General features: G+C 65.2%; 18 protein-coding genes, 2 tRNA genes and 1 riboswitch. Of the genes, 13 read left to right on the top strand and 7 right to left on the bottom strand.

What is annotated here, in order from left to right; genetic code table 11:
- Position 1: 1 nt before the first annotated feature.
- The 7 genes from fdxA to AC07VX_RS18750 all read left to right on the top strand — a co-directional run bounded on the left by fdxA (position 2) and on the right by AC07VX_RS18750 (position 4,926).
- Positions 2–325 carry a ferredoxin FdxA gene (fdxA, locus tag AC07VX_RS18720; protein WP_493166001.1) on the top strand — a complete coding sequence of 108 codons (324 nt, stop codon included), beginning with the start codon at positions 2–4 and terminating at the stop codon, positions 323–325.
- A 26-nt stretch (positions 326–351) separates the two neighbouring features.
- Positions 352–1,449: an NAD(P)/FAD-dependent oxidoreductase gene (locus AC07VX_RS18725; protein ID WP_493166000.1), complete on the top strand. Its 1,098-nt coding sequence runs from the start codon at positions 352–354 to the stop codon at positions 1,447–1,449.
- A 61-nt stretch (positions 1,450–1,510) separates the two neighbouring features.
- Positions 1,511–1,612: riboswitch (TPP riboswitch) on the top strand.
- 71 nt (positions 1,613–1,683) lie between these two features.
- Positions 1,684–3,804: a TonB-dependent siderophore receptor gene (locus tag AC07VX_RS18730; RefSeq protein ID WP_493165999.1), complete on the top strand. Its 2,121-nt coding sequence runs from the start codon at positions 1,684–1,686 to the stop codon at positions 3,802–3,804.
- A gap of 36 nt (positions 3,805–3,840) precedes the next feature.
- Positions 3,841–3,916: transfer RNA gene (locus AC07VX_RS18735), tRNA-Asn, on the top strand.
- Positions 3,917–3,972: 56 nt separating this feature from the next.
- Positions 3,973–4,048: transfer RNA gene (locus tag AC07VX_RS18740), tRNA-Asn, on the top strand.
- An 88-nt stretch (positions 4,049–4,136) separates the two neighbouring features.
- Entirely contained in the window at positions 4,137–4,571 is a 435-nt protein-coding gene (locus AC07VX_RS18745) for a nucleotidyltransferase substrate binding protein (protein ID WP_493165998.1), read from the top strand.
- On the top strand, positions 4,555–4,926 hold the full coding sequence (locus AC07VX_RS18750; RefSeq protein ID WP_493165997.1) for a nucleotidyltransferase domain-containing protein: 372 nt from the start codon (positions 4,555–4,557) through the stop codon (positions 4,924–4,926). Before AC07VX_RS18745 ends, AC07VX_RS18750 begins: the two co-directional genes overlap by 17 nt.
- Before the next feature lie 145 nt (positions 4,927–5,071).
- On the opposite strand, the gene AC07VX_RS18755 is transcribed toward AC07VX_RS18750, so the two are convergent.
- From AC07VX_RS18755 to AC07VX_RS18780, 6 genes are all read right to left on the bottom strand, one after another.
- Entirely contained in the window at positions 5,072–5,356 is a 285-nt protein-coding gene (locus tag AC07VX_RS18755) for a type II toxin-antitoxin system RelE/ParE family toxin (protein ID WP_493165996.1), read from the bottom strand.
- Positions 5,353–5,646, bottom strand: coding sequence for an antitoxin of toxin-antitoxin stability system (locus AC07VX_RS18760; RefSeq protein ID WP_493165995.1), 294 nt, complete (start codon positions 5,644–5,646; stop codon positions 5,353–5,355). The genes AC07VX_RS18755 and AC07VX_RS18760 overlap by 4 nt, the downstream gene beginning before the upstream one ends.
- A gap of 359 nt (positions 5,647–6,005) precedes the next feature.
- A complete protein-coding gene (locus AC07VX_RS18765) occupies positions 6,006–7,655 on the bottom strand; it encodes a PEP-CTERM sorting domain-containing protein (protein ID WP_493165994.1) in 1,650 nt (549 codons plus the stop codon).
- A gap of 286 nt (positions 7,656–7,941) precedes the next feature.
- On the bottom strand, positions 7,942–8,391 hold the full coding sequence (locus AC07VX_RS18770; RefSeq protein WP_493165993.1) for a universal stress protein: 450 nt from the start codon (positions 8,389–8,391) through the stop codon (positions 7,942–7,944).
- A gap of 172 nt (positions 8,392–8,563) precedes the next feature.
- A complete protein-coding gene (locus AC07VX_RS18775; RefSeq protein ID WP_493183936.1) occupies positions 8,564–9,466 on the bottom strand; it encodes a spermine/spermidine synthase domain-containing protein in 903 nt (300 codons plus the stop codon).
- Complete coding sequence (locus AC07VX_RS18780) at positions 9,441–10,202, bottom strand: YoaK family protein (protein WP_493165991.1); 762 nt, start codon at positions 10,200–10,202, stop codon at positions 9,441–9,443. Before AC07VX_RS18780 ends, AC07VX_RS18775 begins: the two co-directional genes overlap by 26 nt.
- A gap of 146 nt (positions 10,203–10,348) precedes the next feature.
- On the opposite strand from AC07VX_RS18780, the gene AC07VX_RS18785 reads away from it, so the two are divergent.
- From AC07VX_RS18785 to AC07VX_RS18810, 6 genes are all read left to right on the top strand, one after another.
- The gene (locus tag AC07VX_RS18785; protein ID WP_493165990.1) at positions 10,349–10,534 is read left to right on the top strand and encodes a CopG family transcriptional regulator; all 186 of its coding nucleotides are present in this window, start codon (positions 10,349–10,351) and stop codon (positions 10,532–10,534) included.
- A gap of 135 nt (positions 10,535–10,669) precedes the next feature.
- Complete coding sequence (locus AC07VX_RS18790) at positions 10,670–11,011, top strand: zinc ribbon domain-containing protein YjdM (RefSeq protein ID WP_493165989.1); 342 nt, start codon at positions 10,670–10,672, stop codon at positions 11,009–11,011.
- Between the two features lie 152 nt (positions 11,012–11,163).
- Entirely contained in the window at positions 11,164–11,916 is a 753-nt protein-coding gene (locus AC07VX_RS18795; RefSeq protein ID WP_493165988.1) for a PRC-barrel domain-containing protein, read from the top strand.
- A gap of 72 nt (positions 11,917–11,988) precedes the next feature.
- Positions 11,989–12,228 carry a hypothetical protein gene (locus AC07VX_RS18800; RefSeq protein ID WP_493165987.1) on the top strand — a complete coding sequence of 80 codons (240 nt, stop codon included), beginning with the start codon at positions 11,989–11,991 and terminating at the stop codon, positions 12,226–12,228.
- 34 nt (positions 12,229–12,262) lie between these two features.
- Positions 12,263–12,421 carry a DUF3309 domain-containing protein gene (locus tag AC07VX_RS18805; protein ID WP_493165986.1) on the top strand — a complete coding sequence of 53 codons (159 nt, stop codon included), beginning with the start codon at positions 12,263–12,265 and terminating at the stop codon, positions 12,419–12,421.
- A 37-nt stretch (positions 12,422–12,458) separates the two neighbouring features.
- Positions 12,459–12,743 carry a sll1863 family stress response protein gene (locus AC07VX_RS18810; protein ID WP_493165985.1) on the top strand — a complete coding sequence of 95 codons (285 nt, stop codon included), beginning with the start codon at positions 12,459–12,461 and terminating at the stop codon, positions 12,741–12,743.
- Here the strand turns inward: AC07VX_RS18810 and AC07VX_RS18815 are convergent.
- Positions 12,727–13,008, bottom strand: coding sequence for a BON domain-containing protein (locus tag AC07VX_RS18815; RefSeq protein ID WP_493165984.1), 282 nt, complete (start codon positions 13,006–13,008; stop codon positions 12,727–12,729). The two genes, AC07VX_RS18810 and AC07VX_RS18815, sit on opposite strands and share 17 nt — an antisense overlap.
- Between the last annotated feature and the right edge of the window lie 58 nt (positions 13,009–13,066).

Consider the following 13,066-nt stretch of genomic DNA (forward strand, 5'->3'; position numbering starts at 1 on the left):
CATGACCCACGTCGTCACCGAATCCTGCATCCGCTGCAAGTACACCGACTGCGTCGACGTCTGTCCGGTCGACTGCTTCCGCGAAGGCCCGAACTTCCTGACGATCGACCCGGACGAGTGCATCGACTGCGCCGTCTGCATCCCGGAGTGCCCGGTCAACGCCATCCTGCCGGAAGAAGACGTGCCCGGCGATCAGGTCCACATGATCAAGCTGAACGCGGACCTGGCCAAGAAGTGGCCCAGCATCACCAAGCGCAAGCCCGCGCTGCCCGACGCCGACGAGTGGAAGGACAAGACGGGCAAGCTGGACGAACTGATCCGCTGAACCCCGGCGCGCCAGCGCCGTCTCGCATGCAAGAACAAGCCTCCCTGCGCCCCGAAGCCATCGAGACCGATGCCGTCATCGTCGGCGCCGGGCCGGTCGGACTCTTCCAGGTCTTCGAGCTGGGCCTGCTCGAAATCAAGGCCCACATCATCGACAGCCTGGCCTACCCCGGTGGCCAGTGCATCGAGCTCTACCCGGACAAGCCCATCTACGACATCCCGGCCGTGCCCATGTGCACCGGCAAGGAGCTGACTGACAACCTGCTCAAGCAGATCGAGCCCTTCGGCGCGACCTTCCACCTGGGCCAGGAAGTGACGGCGGTGCAGAAGCTGGGGGACGAGCATGGCGGCCGCTTCTTCGTCGAGACCAGCAAGGGCACGCAGTTCCTGGCCAAGACAGTCTTCATCGCGGGCGGCGTGGGCTCTTTCCAGCCCCGCACGCTGAAGGTCGAGGGCGTCGAGAAGTACGAGGGGACGCAGGTCCACTACCGCGTCAAGGGCCCCGCGCAGTTCGCCGGCAAGAACCTGCTCATCATGGGCGGCGGCGACTCGGCTCTCGACTGGGCGCTGAATTTCTGCGCCGGCAATGCCGATGGCAACCCGCACAAGGCCGAAAGCGTCATCGTCGTGCACCGCAGGGACGGGTTCAGGGCGGCGCCTGCGAGCGTGGCCAAGATGCGCGAACTCTGCGACGCGATGGAGATGCAGTTCATCGTCGGCCAGGCCACGGGCATCGACGAAGCGGACGGCCAGCTCACCGGCGTCAAGATCACCGGTAACGACGGCATCACGCGCGTCGTGCCCTGCGACCAGGTGCTGGCCTTCTTCGGCCTCAGTCCCAAGCTCGGTCCCATCGCCGAATGGGGTCTGGCGCTGGAGCGCAAGCAGATCGTCGTCGACACCGAGAAGTTCGAGACCAGCGTGCCCGGCATCTTCGCCGTGGGGGACGTGAACACCTACCCGGGCAAGAAGAAGCTCATCCTGAGTGGCTTCCACGAATGCGCGCTGGCGGCCTTCGGCGCGGCGCCCTACGTCTTCCCGGACAAACGCGTGCACCTGCAGTACACGACGACCAGCCCGAAGCTGCACAAGGTGCTCGGGGTCGAGTCGCCGGTCTTCGATTGAGCGGCCGGGCCGCAATCGCAGCCAACTCGTAGAATCCCACCCGCGCACCACCTCTGTGGCGCGTCTTCGCTAGGGGTGTTGATGGCCTGGCGCCATCGACTGAGACAGTCCCTTTGAACCTGATTGAGGTAATCCTCGCGCAGGGAAGCAGCCGGAACCGCGGCCCCCATTCCTTCTCGTCTCCGGGGCCTGACGTCTTCAGTGTTTGCCGACCTGCCATCGCTTTGCACTCCGATGGCAAGACCTACTTTTCACCTCATCTCCGCTGCCGCGACCCTGCTGGTCACCGGCATCGCGTCTGCCCAGTCCCTGCCCCAGGTCAGCGTGACCGGCAAGGCCACCGAGACCGCCCCCGGCCTCGCCGGCTTCAGCGACCCGCCGGCCAGGCTGCCGATGCAGGCGCTGAGCCTGTCCGCCGAAAGGCTGGACGACCTGGGCATCGGCCAGCTCTCGGGCATCACCAAGCTCGACGCCTCCATCTCCGACGCCTACAACGCCGTCGGCTACTGGTCGCAGCTCAAGATCCGCGGCTTCGACCTCGACAACCGCTTCAACCTGCGCCGCGACGGCCTGCCCGTCAGCGGCGAGACAGCCCTGTCGCTCGTCAACAAGTCTGGCATCGAGGTGCTCAAGGGCAGCTCGGGCATGCAGGCAGGCACGAGCTCGCCGGCCGGCATGGTCAACTTTGTCGTCAAGCGCCCGCTGGCCGACGACACCACGGCCCTGATGCTGGAGGCCGTCCAGGGCGGCTCGGTGCAGGCCAGCATCGACCACTCCCAGCGCTTCGGCGCCAGCCGCGAGTTCGGCCTGCGCGTGAACCTCGCCGCCGCACACCTCGACCCCACGCTGCGCAGCAGCCAGGGCAGTTCACGCACCGCTGCCCTAGCTGCCGACTGGCGCGCCAGCCCCGACACCCTCGTCGAGGCCGAGGTCGAGTTCAACCGTCAGAGCCAGCCCAGCCAGCAAGGCTTCAGCCTGCTCGGCAACAACCTGCCCGACCCCAAGCGCATCGACCCGAATCTCAACCTCAACAACCAGCCCTGGAGCCAGCCCGTCGTCTTCGACAACACGCACGCGTCGCTGCGCGTGCAGCAAAAGCTCGGGGGCGAATGGCGCGCCCAGGCCCAGCTCGGCATCCAGCGCCTGCGCACCGACGACCGCCTGGCCTATGCCTACGGCTGCAGCGCGGCCGACGGCAGCTACTACGCCGACCGCTTCTGCCCCGACGGCACTTACGACCTGTACGACTTCCGCAGCGAGAACGAGCACCGCGACACGACGAGTCTGGACGCCTCAGCCAGCGGCCCCGTGCAACTCGCCGGCATGCGGCACGACGTCACCGCCGGCGCCCTCACCAGCCAGTTCAAGAGCCGCTTCCAGCGCCAGGCCTACAACTGGGCCGGCACCGGCAACATCGACGGCAGCGCCGTCACCGCGGCCCAGCCCGATCTGACCGACGAGAACACCAACCGGGACGAGCGCAGCAACGAGCTCTATCTGCGTGATCGCGTGGCGCTGACGGCCAGCACGAGTGCGTGGCTGGGCCTGCGCCACACCCGCCTGCACCGCGAGAGCGTGCGCACGGACGGCTCACGCGCGACGGACTACTCGCAAGGCGTCACCACGCCCTGGGTCGCCCTCAGCCACGCCATCGCCGCTGACTGGCTGGTCTACGCCAGCTGGGGCCAGGGTGTGGAGAGCGAGGTGGCGCCCAACCGCTCGCGCTACGTCAACGCCGGTCAGGCCCTGCCCGTGCTCAAGAGCCGCCAGACGGAGGTCGGCCTGAAGACCGGCAACCAGCGCGTCGAGGGCTCGCTGACCGCCTTCGACATCCGCCGCCCGCTTTGGCGCGACATCGGCAGTTGCGACGCCGCCCTGAGCTGCGAACGCCGTGCCGACGGCGATGCCCGTCACCGCGGCATCGAGGCGAGTGCCGACCTGAAGTGGAGCGGCGGAGGCCTGTTCGCCAGCGCCATGCGCCTGCACGCCCGCCGCGAAGGCAGCGCCGAGGCCGGCCTCAACGGCCTGGTACCGCCCAACGTGCCGCAGACCACGCTGAAGGCCCAGTTCCGCCAGGAACTGCTGCCCGGCCTGCAGGCCCAGCTGGGCCTGCTGCACGAAGGCAGCCGCTTCGCGACGCCCGACAACAGCATCGCCGTGCCCGCCTGGACCGTGGCCGACGCCGGCCTGCGCTACACGCAGGGCACGGGCAACCAGACCTGGATCTGGCGGGCCGCGGTCGACAACCTGACCAACAAGCGCGCCTGGCGCGAGTCGCCCTGGCAGTACGAGCACAGCTATCTCTACCCCCTCGCACCGAGAACTTTCCGCGCGAGTCTCGAGGTCCGACTCTGAAGCCGCGGAAAAAACTGCTATAGTGGCGGGCTCTGTTCCTCGATAGCTCAGTCGGTAGAGCGCCGGACTGTTAATCCGTAGGTCCCTGGTTCGAGCCCAGGTCGGGGAGCCAACAGAACCTCAAGACGCGTGGTGCAACCGCTTGCCACGCTGACATCAAAGAACTTTTCCTCGATAGCTCAGTCGGTAGAGCGCCGGACTGTTAATCCGTAGGTCCCTGGTTCGAGCCCAGGTCGAGGAGCCAAATGGAACCTCCAGCATCGCGAGATGCTGGAGGTTTTTTCTTATCATCAGTGCGAGGCCTGTCCAGGCCTTGTCTGCTGGAGCACCGGATGGCCCTGAACGTAGAGCACCTGCTGCGAACTGCCGCGACGCTTGAGCAGGCCCTGCTGGCTTTGCAGGCTCATCGCGACGGCAACGACGTGATGTTCGACCTGTTTCGCAACGCGGCGATCAAGAGTTTCGAACTCTCGCTCGAAACGGCCGGCAAACTGCTTCGCAAGGCGCTGAAGGGCTATGCCGGCAATCCCCGCACGGTTGATGCGTTGGTATTCAACGACGTGTTGCGCCATGCCGGCAAGCATGGCCTGCTCGATGCAGTTGGTGTGGAGCGCTGGCTGGCCTATCGCGCCAATCGCAACAATACGGCGCACGACTATGGCGAGGGCTTCGCCAACGACACGCTCAAGCTGCTGCCGCTGTATCTGCAGGACGTGCGCAGCCTAGCCGTGAAGCTCCAGGAGGTCTTTGATGCCTCAGCCGGTTGAAGCGAGCCTGCTTCAGTTGGAACCGCGCCATCTGCAGATCCTGCAAGGCCTGCTGAAGCAGCATGTGCCCAAGGCCGAGGTTTGGGCCTATGGCAGCCGGGTCAGCGGCGGCAGCCACGAGGGCAGCGATCTGGATCTTGTTCTGCGCGATCCCCTCGATCTCACACGCGATGTCGACGGCTGGGATGACCTGCAAACAGCACTTCAAGACAGCCCCTTGCCGATGCTGGTCGAAGCCCACCTGTGGTCACGACTGCCCGCATCCTTCCTTCCGGCCATCGAAGAGGTGCATGCCGTGATCCAGCGGGCCGCACCCGAGACTGCAGCAACACGCGGACTTCCCGCTCGACCATAGACCTGTTAATCCGTAGGTCCCTGGTTCGAGCCCAGGTCGGGGAGCCAAATCAAAGCCTCACATGCGTAAGCGTGTGGGGCTTTTCTTTGTGGCCGAGCGCGAGGTCAGTTGGTTGCCGTGACTGAAGACTGCATGTGGGAGGGCTTCACCCGTGCCTGGGTGGCCACATCTGCGCCGTGTGCACCACGGCCAATATCCACAAGGCATCGCTCTGCACCTCGTACACCAGCCGGTAGCTTTCAAGCGGGATCAACTCACGCGTGCCCGGAATCTGGCCTGACCTGCCGAGGTGGGGGTGATCAGCCAAGCGAGCAGCAGCGTCGGCAAAGAGGTCGTCCATCCTGATGGCGGCCAACGGGTTGTCCTGCCCGATATGGTCAAGGATGTCGGCGCGGTCCTGCTCGGCGGCCGAAACCCGATAGACCCTCACGCCTCGGTGCCGCCGGCCTTGGCCAGCAGTTGCGCGCGCCGAGCGGCGAATCGGGCTTCAACCTCTTCTGCGCTGGCGTACTCGCCGCCACGAACTTGCTCCCGCGCTTCAGAGACCTTGCTCTGAAGGAATTCGCCGTACTCGCGCTCCTGCCGCTGGCGCTTGACGAAGTCCCGCATCAGTTCACGCAGGATCTGGGAGGCGGGCCGATGGCTGGCCTCGGCCTCGGCCATGAACTCGGCCCGAAGCTCAGGCTCCAGCTTCATGGTGAAGACGGCTTCCTTGCTCATGAGATGTGCCTCCGTTGATTGACGACCTAACAAGGTGTAGCCATTGTCAGTACGTATAAGGACACAAGAAGCTGCGTTGGGCTTGAGCAGCGGTTGTCCCGTTGCTTCCACTCGAGTGGTGGCCCCATCTGCGAGAAGTCGGCAATCCAGTCAGCGTGCCTTGGCTGGGCCATGGCAGCGCTCCTCCCGTCATCGTCGAGCACCCGCTTCTCGAATGAGTGCGTCTTCAGTCAGCTGTGCGGCAGCTTGGTAGCGATTACGGTCTCATGACTCTCCGAATTCGATGCCCGAAAGCTGCCTTTCTACCCTCAAGCTCGGCGGGGCGGTTCAATGCCACATCCCGTGCATGCGCCGAGACGCTACGACGCCAGCCTTGATGGCCGACGAGCCCAGCCCAGCAGCACCAAGCCTGCCCCCAACATCAGCCCCGATGCCGGCTCGGGCACTGAGGCGGTCACGCTCACACTGCCGTCCACGCTGATCTGGCTGAAGTCGAGGCGGCTGGCGTCGAAGCCGGTCACTGTCACTTGATCGGCGCCCAGCAGGCCGCTGAAGCCGTCGAAGCTGAGCAATTGCAGCCGCTGGCCCGCTTCAGGCGCATAGCCGCCCGCGAAGCTCAGGTTCAGGTGCCCCTCGAAGTGCAGGGCCCCGTGGACCATCAGGAAGCCGGTCTCGAAGAGGGGGGCGGCACCGGTCAGCTCGAAGTCGAGCGTGGCGCGCGGCGCCACGCTCAGGGTGTCGGCCTGCACGCCGCCGTCGCGCAGCATCATCGTGGCGTGTGGCCCCAGCACCAGATTGCGGGCGGTCAGTGAGGCGCCGTCCGTCACCCGCAACGTCACAATCGTTTGCGCCCCCATCGAGAAGTCCCGCGCTTCCCAGTGCGTATCCGGTTGAGCGAGGTCGATGAAGCCGCTGCCGGCGGCCACATCGCCCATGCGGACATCGCCGCTGGCGATGCGCGCCCCGCCGGTTGCGACGATCCGGCCCTGGCCGCCGGCGGCCACGTCCATATCGCCGGTCACGGCCACCGAGGTTCCGGGTGCATCGAGGCTCAGCAAGCCGGACGAACCTGCGCCTTGCGCCACGGTGAGCGACCCGGCCTCGAATCGGCCGCCTGCGGCCAGGATCAACCGGCCCTGGCCGAGCGACCCGCTGCCGATCATGGCCTGGGCGGCGGTGAGCGTGGCCCCTGCGCCGGAGAGCTGCATCTCCCCGCTGCCACCGTCCACCCCCAGGGCCAGCCGGGCCGTCGTTGCCGTCTCGCCCGCGTTGCGCCGCAGCGAGCCGATGCGGCCCGCGGTGCTGCCGACCAGCAGCTCGCCGAAATTGGTGATGCGCGGCGCTTCCAGTTGTCCGCCGTCGATGAACAGCTTCGAGCTGACGAAAGTCGGGTGCAAGCCCGCTCCCGACAGGTCGCCACTGACTTGCAGCGTGCCGCCCGTCAACCGGACCTCGCCGCTGGACCGGGAGTCTTGCCCAAAGGCATCCTGGCCCACCTTGACCGCACCGGCGCGGACGATGCCGCCCTGCATCTCGAACACCGGATTGCGCAGCGAACGGTCGGGCCTCGCGCCCTGGAGCGAATCAGCCCCGACATTGATCAGGCCGAAGGAGCCTTGACCGGCCCCCACGGTGTAGCTGCCGTCTTCGACCGACAGGATGCTGCTACGCATCGTGCCGTACTGCGTGAAGTGGCTCGGGAAGGCCGCCGAGCCGATGAAGCTGGGCAGCCATACCACCCTCGTCAGCAAGAACTGATGTGACTGGCCAGCAGCCTGGCTGGCGTTGTCGCCGCCCAGCGTGGCCCAGTCATCCTGACCGGGTAGCCGCCCCGTCGGCGCGCCCGTGACGGGGGCTGACCAGCACGCCACCTGGCTGAGCTGGGTGCACGCCACCCCGTTGACCTTGGTCAGCAGAATCATTTCAACGGCCCGCGCCGGCCTGGGCGCCAACACCGTGAGCAGGCCAAGGGCCGCCGTGGCAAGCGGCGCGGCAAGGTATGGCTTCATGGGGGATCCTGAGCTGGGGCTGGCGCGGTGAGCGGGACGGGTGAGCGGTCAGGCAAATTGCTGGCTGTCTAGAGAAGACGTCATTGCCCGGCCTCTTGCGACACCCTGGACACCCGCGTCGTCTTGGAGAGGCGATCGACCTTTGAACCGGCGCCGGCCCGATCGCCATCGGGCACTGGACGCCGGCAGCGCAATGTTCTTGGAACCAGCGCACCTGCCAGTCAAAGGCCTCGCTCACCTTCTACGCCGAAGGCAATATCGTGGGCTTACACCACGCGCCGGGACATCAGTCGGACAAGGCGCGCCATACGAGCACCGGCACATCGGAATGGGCCAGGACACGCTGTGTCTCGCTGCCCAAGATGAGGCCCGTCAGGCCGCGCCGACCGTGCGAGGCCATCACAATCAAGTCGCATTGCTGCTGCTTTGCCGCGCGGCAGATGGCGTCATGAGGGTGATCGTTTCGCTCGACCATCGTCTCGCAGGGCACCTTCGCCTCGCTCGCGGTGTCGCGTATGAAAGCCAGATACTTCTCAGCGTGGCTTTGCACATCGAGCGCAAACTGATCTTGCGACTCCGAAATTGCAGCGGCGCGATAGCTGAGCAGATGGAATTCAGGGGCGGCATAGATGCCGGTGACCCTTGCACCGACCTGCCGCGCCAACTCGACGCCGCGAAACACGGCACGTTCTGAAAATTGCGACCCATCCGTGGGAATCAGGATGTGCTTGAACATGGCACGCCTCCACCCAAAACCCGGGCCTCAAGACGCGCGCGCAAGCAATTGCTGCCTGCTCAGACAATCCGACCGGACCCGGTTAGCGGGCGGGTCGCTGGAACTTGATCCTACGCCTCAGTACCTGGCGATGGAAGACTCCCCAGGCGCCGATGCAAGGGTCGCCCGCGCGTCAGTCGAGCACCGTCTTTCGCAGCTCCAGCATGACGCCGGCGAGGTTGGGAGCCAGTCCCTCCCAGGCGCCGATGTCGAAATGCCGTGGTCGTCGAAGCTGCAACGTTTTGCCGCGCTGCAGCCGTCGCCCATTGCAGGCGAAGACGATGCTGTTGCCGCAATCCTCGTCGCCAACGACAAGCATTTGGCCGTCGAATGCGCGACGTACCCTCTCTACGTGTAGCGCATAGTCGCAGTGCCCCATGTGCAGGTTCACGACCAGCAGGCCCTCCGCTCGCAGCGATTCGCGGCAATCGTCGTAGAAGCCTTGCGAGCACAGGGCAGGCGGTATGCCATCAGCGTCGTAGCCGTCCACCATCAAGACATCCAGGCGATGAGGGGGCGAGCGCACGAAGTCTGCGCCGTCGCCTCTGCGCACGGAGAACCGGTCGTCGTCGGGCGGCACATGAAACGCGTCCCTGAGCGCGATCACGTGCGGATTGATCTCGACCACGTCGATGCGGGCCTGCGGCAAGTAGGCACGACAGAACTTGGCCAGAGATCCACCCCCAAGACCGATCATGCCGATGGTGTCGGGCCTGTCATTGAACAGCAGGAAACCCATCATCGTGCGGGTGTAGTCCAGGTCCAGGTCGAGCGGCCTGAGTGACTGCATCCGGCTCTGGATCTCGCAGATAGAGAAGTGGAGCGCTTTGGTCGTCAGAGTCTCGTAGACGAAGGGCTTGACGTGACCTTCGGCGTTGGCGGTATCGGGCATGGTCCAGGTTGGGTATCTATGTTGGCGATGAGGGGCCGCGACGTTGAACAGGCGGCCGCCGTGATTCACGAGAACGGCGTCCTCGGCAAGGGATTGCGGCGCGGCAGCGAGGTGGCCATCAGCGACGACGCGTCCGCAATCCACGTCGAAGGTCGACCAAGAGGGCTGGAGAGGCCACCAGCACAAGCAAGCAAGCGATGGGAATCGTTGCAGCGAACCCGAAGCGCTTGAAGCCGCCAGCGCCGACCAGTCCGCCGAGAAAGAACAGGCTCAGGACCGTGGCGTGAATGAACAGCTTGTCGCGGTTGGCACGGACGAAATGGGTGAGGTTGGCGTCGCGAGACCGATTCCAGTACAGCAACCGACCAATCTCGATGCCCAGGTCGGTCACGACCCCGGTCATGTGAGTCGTGCGGATCTCGGCCTGCGAGATCTTCGTGATGATCGCGTTCTGCAGCCCCATGATGAAGCAAAGCAGCAGCACCGTGGCTGGCACCACCAGGTGAGCAAAGGCCGCCAGGTTCGCACCCAACATGCCGAACAGCAGCAACAGCACCGCCTCAACCATCAGAGCCAGCGCGTAGGTGCCGTGCAATTTACGGCGCCTGGCCCAGTTGATCATGATGGCCGTGCAGGCGGCACCGGTGATGAAGGCCAGCAACGAAGCAAAGCCGGCAAGCGCAAGACGCCATCCACCCATGGCCAGGTCGTCGGCGATCGCCGAAATGATGCCGGTCATGTGCGAGGTGTAGCGCTGCACCGCAAGAAATCCTCCAGCATTGGTCGCCCCGGCGACAAAGGCCAGGATCCCGCCCAACTGGCGGTTGACCGAACGGCTGCGTTGCGGGCCGGCGAGTCGGTGCAGGTGATGAATAGCCACGAGACAGCAGAGCCATCGGCCCAAGAAGCCATGAATCCCGCCAGTTGGCGACGATTCATCCGACCGCAACCACCTCAGCAGAAGGATAATCTACTTTGCATCACATTATTCTGCAATTATAATTTGATTAACATAGGAGGCACTCGATGGAGCAAAAGACCGCGCGCCTGACCGTCCTGATCGATCCGGAGAAGAAGAAGGCTTTCGAGATGCTCTGCGCCACGCAGGACGTCACGCCTTCGCAGGTTGTCCGGCGCCTGATCCGGGAATACCTGGCGACTCATGGCGTCGACCTCGGTCACGGTGGCAGCAACACACCCGGGGCCAGCTGAACCTGGCCCGCTCTGCCCTTCATCGATCCGTGCAGGCGGTGCTCTGTGCGACGGCCTGCAGTCAGCCCGAATCCCCCTGCAGCGCGCACGACCACCAGCCGGCGTACCTTTTCTTCATTCGTCCACACCCTCACGATGAGCCCCCTGCCCGCCTGCCCGAAGTGCCATTCCGCCTACACCTACGAGGACGGCGTCCAACTGGTCTGTCCCGAATGCGGCCATGAATGGCCGGCTCAGGGAGTGGAGCCCGCCACCGAAGAAGCGCGCGTCATCAAGGACGCAGTGGGCAATGTGCTGCAGGACGGCGACACGGTGACCGTCATCAAGGACCTGAAGATCAAAGGCTCGTCCCTGGTCGTCAAGGTCGGCACCAAGGTCAAAAACATCCGTCTGACCGACGGCGACCACGACATCGACTGCAAGATCGACGGGATCGGGGCCATGGGGCTGAAATCGGAGTTCGTCAAGAAGGCCTGATCGCTGTCCACGCTGGCCGACCTGCGGATGCATGAGTCCAACATGCCGCAAGAGCTCAGCTGATTGGCCCGTTCATCTGCAAGGTATGCAACCGCACGGACGGGCTCATGACAACTTGTCAGCATCGCCTGCATCACCCGATGGAGACAGGCATGTTCAACAGCTTCAGCCATGTCGCCGGTGCTCATGTGCATGCGGTAGACGGCGATGTCGGCCCGGTCGAGGACGCGCTGTTCGACGACCGCCACTGGGTCATACGCTATCTGGTCGTGGATGCAGGCACCTGGCTGGCAGAGCGCGATGTGCTGATCTCGCCCTACTCCATCAAGCAACCCGTGGGACGGGACGGGGTGATCGACGTCGCACTGACGCGACGGCTGGTGCGCACCAGCCCGGTCCTCGACATCGAACGGCCGGTCTCGCGCGAGCAGGAGCAGGAGTTCCTGCGTCACTATCACTACCCGGCCTACTGGGACGGCGGAGGCCTCTGGGCACTGGGCGCAACACCGTATCCGTCAGTGGCGCCTCTGTCGCACGTTGATCGCGGGTCAGCCGGCGACTACCCGGAGGACATGCAACTTCGCAGCGTCGAGCAGGTGCTCGGCTATGAGGTCCAAGGCACTGGTCACGGCATCGGCCAGGTGCAGGACTTCGTCTTCGATGACGACAACTGGCAGATCCACTACCTCATCGTCGACACCCACAGCTGGTGGCCCGATGGGCGCCAAGTGCTGATCGGCCGCCCCTGGGTGGATCACATCGACTGGGCCAGGCAGCAGATTCACGTGAAGCTGACGCGCGAGCTGGTCAAGTGCAGCCCGGTCTATCAGGATGTCGCCTCCATCCACCGCGACTACGAGATTGCGCTGCACGCCAACTATCAGCGCCCGGGCTATTGGGCCTGAAAGCTCCCCGGGTGCGACAGCGCACCGACACCATGGCAGCGATCCGCTACCTTGACTTCTGCGCACCGTCTGGTGCTGTCCGTTGCCAAGGAAAAGGCGATGTCGTCACGTTCGGTCCTCTCCCTGTCCGTCCTGGCGCTGCTGCTGGGCGCCTGCCAACGCACTGAACCGCCGCCGGCCACGATCATCCTGGCCCCTGCGGGCGAGCCCGGCGTTCCCGGCTCTGCCGGCGCCACGGGGGAAACCGGCAAGTCCGGCGCGACCGCCGCCGCCGTCGTCACGACACCACCGGCATCGGCCGCGTCGGCCTGAACCGCGCTGCCAACCGCTGCTGAAGGAGCCCGTCATGAGTCTTGCCACCATCCTGCTGATCCTGTTGATCCTGCTGCTTGTCGGCGCTTTCCCCACCTGGCCGCACAGCCGCGGCTGGGGCTATGCACCGTCCGGCGGCGTCGGCCTGGTGCTGTTGATCGTCGTCGCGCTCTGGCTGATGGGCCGGCTGTAGGTCAACAGGCGCGACTCATCCACGGCAAGGCATCGTCATGACTGCACGAGAGACTTATGTCGAGAACATCAAGCTGCAGCTCGACGAGCTGAACGACCAGCTCAGCTCCTTCGAGACCAAGGTGACGCACACCCGACGGGAGGCTCGGGAGCGATATGCGCTCGAGCTGGCCAAGCTGCATGGGCATTCGCAGGCCGCGCAACTGAAATGGGAGGAGTTGCAGTCTTCCAGCGAAGGGTCATGGCACCAGTGGGTGTCCGACATGGATCACATGCGCGACGCCTTTATCCACGCCTTTCACGACTTCAGGGCGCGGCTCTGACGCTGGCGCCACTGGGGCGCAGCGAGATGTCGTTGCTAATGCCCGCGACGCCCGGGAGATGGCGGACGCACTCGGCAGCATCCTGGCGCTGGCAATGCCACAGCACCTCGCCTGACAACGTCAGCCACCCGGCTGCGGCGCTGGCCCTGACTGCCCCGGGCGGCAGGTCCCGGTTCCACGTCAATGCCACCTGCGCCATGTATGCGAGCTCCGCATCGTCGAGCACTGGCACGACGGCTCGAGGGCGCTGCGGGTTGTCGTTCATGGCGGGCCTCTGCGGCGAATGAAGTGCGTTGAGACTGCGCACCGGCATCGCCTGCGTC

It is taken from the genome of Roseateles sp. GW821-FHT03B02, from assembly GCF_059421025.1.